Here is a 469-nt window from a genome sequence, read left to right on the forward strand (position 1 = left end):
GAAAAGGACGCCGCGAGTAAAACGAAAAAGCAAGCCGCCTGAACCCGTACTTGCGCTCCCGGCGTTTTGTACCATGCTTTTCCTGAATCATTGTGCTAAGGAGAAAAGTATGAATAAAAGAGGAGCGCTGTTGAGCCTGCTGTTGTTATCCGCCAGCGTATCGGCATTTGCGGCATCCACCGAGAGTAAATCGGCTAAGTTTCCGCAGTGCGAAGGGCTGGATGCCGCCGGGATTGCGGCAAGCGTGAAGCGCGACTACCAGCAAAATCGTATCGTGCGGTGGGCAGACGACCAAAAAAAGGTCGGGCAGGCTGACCCGGTCGCGTGGGTTAATGTGCAGGACGTTGTGGGTCAAAATGATAAATGGACAGTTCCGCTAACCGTTCGCGGTAAAAGCGCCGATATTCATTATCAGGTCATCGTTGATTGCAAAGCCGGCAAGGCGGAATATAAGCCCCGCTAGCAGCGT

Annotated in this window: 1 protein-coding gene; it reads left to right on the top strand. The window is 53.3% G+C overall.

What is annotated here, in order from left to right; translation table 11 throughout:
- Window positions 1-109 precede the first annotated feature (109 nt).
- Window positions 110-463, top strand: a complete 354-nt coding sequence (gene yebF, locus KJQ97_RS09415; RefSeq protein WP_214120694.1) for a protein YebF — start codon at window positions 110-112, stop codon at window positions 461-463.
- Window positions 464-469: the final 6 nt, after the last annotated feature.

Source organism: Campylobacter sp. 2018MI01 (genome assembly GCF_018501205.1).
GTDB lineage: Bacteria > Campylobacterota > Campylobacteria > Campylobacterales > Campylobacteraceae > Campylobacter_E.